Source organism: Streptomyces sp. AcH 505, from assembly GCF_000818175.1.
Taxonomy (GTDB): domain Bacteria; phylum Actinomycetota; class Actinomycetes; order Streptomycetales; family Streptomycetaceae; genus Streptomyces.
This window is the reverse complement of the sequence record NZ_JTIY01000001.1, coordinates 235,545-239,484: the sequence shown is the minus strand read 5'-3', so window position 1 is coordinate 239,484 and position 3,940 is coordinate 235,545. Positions and strand designations below refer to the sequence as shown.

General features: G+C 73.0%; 3 protein-coding genes. 2 read left to right on the top strand and 1 reads right to left on the bottom strand.

The annotated features are described in order from the left end of the window. Positions 1-29 precede the first annotated feature (29 nt). Positions 30-662, bottom strand: coding sequence for a hypothetical protein (locus HY68_RS00955; RefSeq protein WP_041983436.1), 633 nt, complete (start codon positions 660-662; stop codon positions 30-32). 364 nt (positions 663-1,026) lie between these two features. On the opposite strand from HY68_RS00955, the gene HY68_RS00950 reads away from it, so the two are divergent. Beyond that, on the top strand, positions 1,027-3,186 hold the full coding sequence (locus HY68_RS00950) for a RecQ family ATP-dependent DNA helicase (protein WP_041983434.1): 2,160 nt from the start codon (positions 1,027-1,029) through the stop codon (positions 3,184-3,186). Between the two features lie 71 nt (positions 3,187-3,257). Continuing rightward, a complete protein-coding gene (locus tag HY68_RS00945) occupies positions 3,258-3,881 on the top strand; it encodes a TetR family transcriptional regulator (protein ID WP_052456976.1) in 624 nt (207 codons plus the stop codon). Positions 3,882-3,940: the final 59 nt, after the last annotated feature.

Genomic DNA, 3,940 nt, shown 5'->3' with positions numbered 1-3,940 from the left:
TCCCGCCACGTGGGTCGGCGGGGCCGCGCTCAGCGGGCCGCTGTCCTGCGGAGCACCTCGACGGCGCCGCCACCGCCGCGTAGGGGCGACGGGTCGGGATCGGCCGCCCAGTCGGCCAGCGCGGTGGGCCTGGACTGGGAGTTGGGCTGCCGGCCGCCACGGCCCTCGCCGAGCACCTGCCAGCCGCCGCGCGTGAGCGTGATGTACGCGCCGCAGCGCAGGCCGTGCAGGGTGCAGGCGTCACGCAGTCCCCACATCCAGGCGCCGTCCGCCTCGGTCCAGCGCTCGTCACCCTCGCGGCAGTAGAGCAGGGCGGCGGTGCGCACCGGCGTACGGCGGCGCAGATCGTGCGGGATGACCCGGCGCAGATGCGCCAGCAAAGCGTTACGGAACTCCCAGCCGTCCACCGGCGCCGCGGCGCGCGGGACGAACGAGGCGCTGGCCGCGAGCCGTTCCTCATGGTCGAGGACGGCGACGACCGCTGTACCCGGCACCGGACGGTGCCGGCTGTGCAGGCCGCTGACGACCTCACGCGGATTGCGCATCAGCGGTATCCCGGCCGCCGCCCATTCGGCGGGTTCCAGCATCCTGGCGAGGCGGCTGACGGAGTCGGCCGATGCGGTGATCGAAGTGGCTGCGGACGGAGCGAATCCGAAGGTCACGTTCCTCCCTTCGCATACGCGCCCGTCATACGGGCAAGGTCGAGTGAGGGCGCACCGCGGTCAGCCCTTGCGGACGCGAACAGGACCGTGCGGGGGCAGGTCCAATTCTCGCTGGCGCGGGGGCGCGCGGCAACGAGCAATTGGCCTGGCTGACAGGAATGCGCGGGTATGTGTGTCATATCCCTGCCCAGCGCGACCCCCGCTGACTCCTGTTGTCCGGTCGGACATCGGCACGGGCAGCGGTGGGGACATCGGTACGGGCAGGAGTGCGGACGCCGAGTACCAGCGCAAACACGCCCGGCGCCCGCTCGTCCCGCGCGGCCGGGATTGGGCCGATGTCAGTGCGGTGGGGTTGCATGGGGGCATGAGTAACCAGGAGCTGCGTGCCGAGGCCGACGCCATCCTTGCCGAGCTGGTCAGTGACCCGGGCGGCACGGCGCGGCTGCGCGAGGACCAGTGGCAGGCGGTGGCCGCCCTGGTGGAGGAGCGCCGGCGCGCGCTGGTGGTGCAGCGCACCGGCTGGGGCAAGTCGGCGGTGTACTTCGTCGCCACCGCCCTGCTGCGCCGGCGCGGCTCGGGTCCCACGGTGATCATCTCGCCGCTGCTGGCCCTGATGCGCAACCAGGTCGAGTCGGCGGCGCGCGCCGGTATCCAGGCGCGCACCATCAACTCGGCCAACCCGGAGGAGTGGGACACCATCTACCAGGAGGTCGAGCGCGGCGAGACCGACGTCCTCCTGGTCAGTCCAGAACGGCTCAACTCGGTGGATTTCCGTGATCAGGTGCTGCCCAGACTCGCGGCGACGACCGGTCTGCTGGTGGTCGACGAAGCACACTGCATCTCCGACTGGGGTCATGACTTCCGGCCCGACTACCGGCGGTTGCGCGCGATGCTGGCCGAGCTGCCGGCCGGGGTGCCGGTGCTGGCCACCACGGCGACGGCCAACGCGCGGGTGACCGCCGATGTGGCCGAGCAGCTGGGCACCGGCGCCGGTGAGGCCCTGGTGCTGCGCGGTCCGCTGGAGCGGGAGAGCCTGCGGCTCGGCGTGGTCCAGCTGCCGGACGCCGCACACCGGCTGGCCTGGCTCGCCGAGCATCTGAACGACCTGCCGGGCTCCGGGATCATCTACACGCTGACCGTGGCGGCGGCCGAGGAGGCCACGGTCTTCCTGCGCCAGCGCGACTTCCAGGTGGCCTCGTACACCGGGAAGACGGAGAACGCCGACCGGCTGCAGGCCGAGGTCGACCTCCAGGAGAACCGCGTCAAGGCGCTGGTGGCGACATCGGCGCTGGGCATGGGCTACGACAAGCCGGACCTGGGCTTCGTGGTCCACCTCGGTTCGCCGTCCTCGCCGATCGCGTACTACCAGCAGGTGGGACGCGCCGGGCGCGGGGTGGCGCACGCCGATGTACTGCTGCTCCCGGGCCGGGAGGACGAAGCCATCTGGCGCTACTTCGCCGACACCGCCTTCCCGCCCGAGGCGCAGGTCCGGCAGACCCTCGCGGCCCTCACCGACGCGGGGCGGCCGCTGTCCGTGCCGGCGCTCGAAGCCACGGTCGACCTCCGGCGCAGCCGGCTGGAGTCGATGCTGAAGGTGCTGGACGTGGACGGCGCGGTCAAGCGGGTCAAGGGCGGCTGGACGGCCACCGGAGCCGAGTGGCTGTACGACGCCGAGCGCTACGCGTGGGTGGCCAAGCAGCGGGCGGCCGAACAGCAGGCCATGCGCGACTACGCGAGCACGGCGCAGTGCCGGATGGAGTTCCTGCGCCAACAGCTGGACGACGAGGGGGCGGCCCCCTGCGGCCGGTGCGACAACTGTGCGGGTCCCTGGGCCGATTCCGGGGTCTCTGCGGAGGCGCTGACGGGGGCTGCCAAGGAGCTGGACCGGCCGGGGACCGAGGTGGAACCGCGCCGGATGTGGCCGACGGGCATGCCCGCCTTGGGCATTGACCTCAAGGGGCGCATCCCGGTCAAGGAGCAGTGCTCCACCGGCCGTGCGCTGGGCCGGCTCTCGGACATCGGCTGGGGCAACCGGCTGCGCCCGCTGCTCGCCGAGAACGCGCCGGACGGGCCGGTCCCCGACGATGTCCTGCAGGCCGCGGTGGCGGTCCTCGCCGACTGGGCGCGCTCGTCGGGCGGTTGGGCACCGACCGTCCCCGACGCCTCGGCCAGGCCGGTCGGCGTCGTCGCCGTACCGTCCCTGGGCCGTCCGCAGCTGGTCGGCTCGCTCGCCCAGGGCATCGCGACCGTCGGCCGCCTGCCCTTCCTGGGGACGTTGACCTACAGCGGACCGGGCGGCGCGCATGTGACCCACCGCAGCAACTCGGCCCAGCGGCTGCGGGCGCTGTCCGGCGCCTTCACCGTCTCGGCCGACCTGGCCGCGGCCCTGGCCGGCGCGCCCGGGCCTGTCCTGCTCGTGGACGACTACACCGACTCGGGCTGGACCCTCGCGGTCGCCGCCCGGCTGCTGCGCCAGGCAGGCGCCGAAGGTGTGCTGCCCCTGGTGCTCGCCGCCGCGGGGTGACGCGGACGCCGCCGACCCACCCGAACTAGCACCCCTGGCAATTTTTTGTCAGGGGTGCTAAATGTGGAGAGGTGGAGTCGGAAACGCAGGGCCCCGAGCAGCGCCCGCCGTCGTTCATCCAGGCGGCGCGGCGCCAACAGCTCGTCGACTGCGCCGTCGAGGTGATCGCCGAACTGGGCGCCGAGCGCGCGTCGATCGTGCGGATCGCCCAGCGTGCCGGGGTCAGCCGAGGCGTCGTCACGTACCACTTCCGGGACAGGGACGACCTGTTCGACCGGGTGGTCGAGGAGGTCTACCGGATCGGGGAGGCCGAGGTCGGGCCCCCGGTACGGGCAGCGGAGACACCGCGCGACGCCCTGCTGGCTTTCGTCGGCGGCAGCGTCGACTTCTACGCCCGGCACCCGGCCCATATGACCGCGCTGGTCGAGATCTTCGCGGCCGACCGGCACTCGCCCACCCGCTCACGCGACGGCCGCGCCGAACACCACCACGAGACGGCCGACCTGGCCGCGATCCTCGCCGAAGGGCAGCGCGGCGGCCAGTTCCGCTCCTTCGACATCCCTCTCATGATCCTCACCCTCCGCGCCGTCCTGGACGCCGCCGTCCGGCACGTCACCTCCGGCGGCGACGCCGGACTGCTGAGCGCCGAGCTCCGGCGGACCTGCGACGCCGCCACCCGGAAGGAGACCTCATGAAACCCACCCTTCGGCACACCCGGTGGAGCGTGCTGGCGGTCGCGGCCGTCCTCGCCGCC

Bases quoted from the DNA above. Each gene is read 5' to 3' on its own strand.
- HY68_RS00950 (WP_041983434.1), top strand. From the start codon at position 1,027: ATGAGTAACCAGGAGCTGCGTGCCGAGGCCGACGCCATCCTTGCCGAG.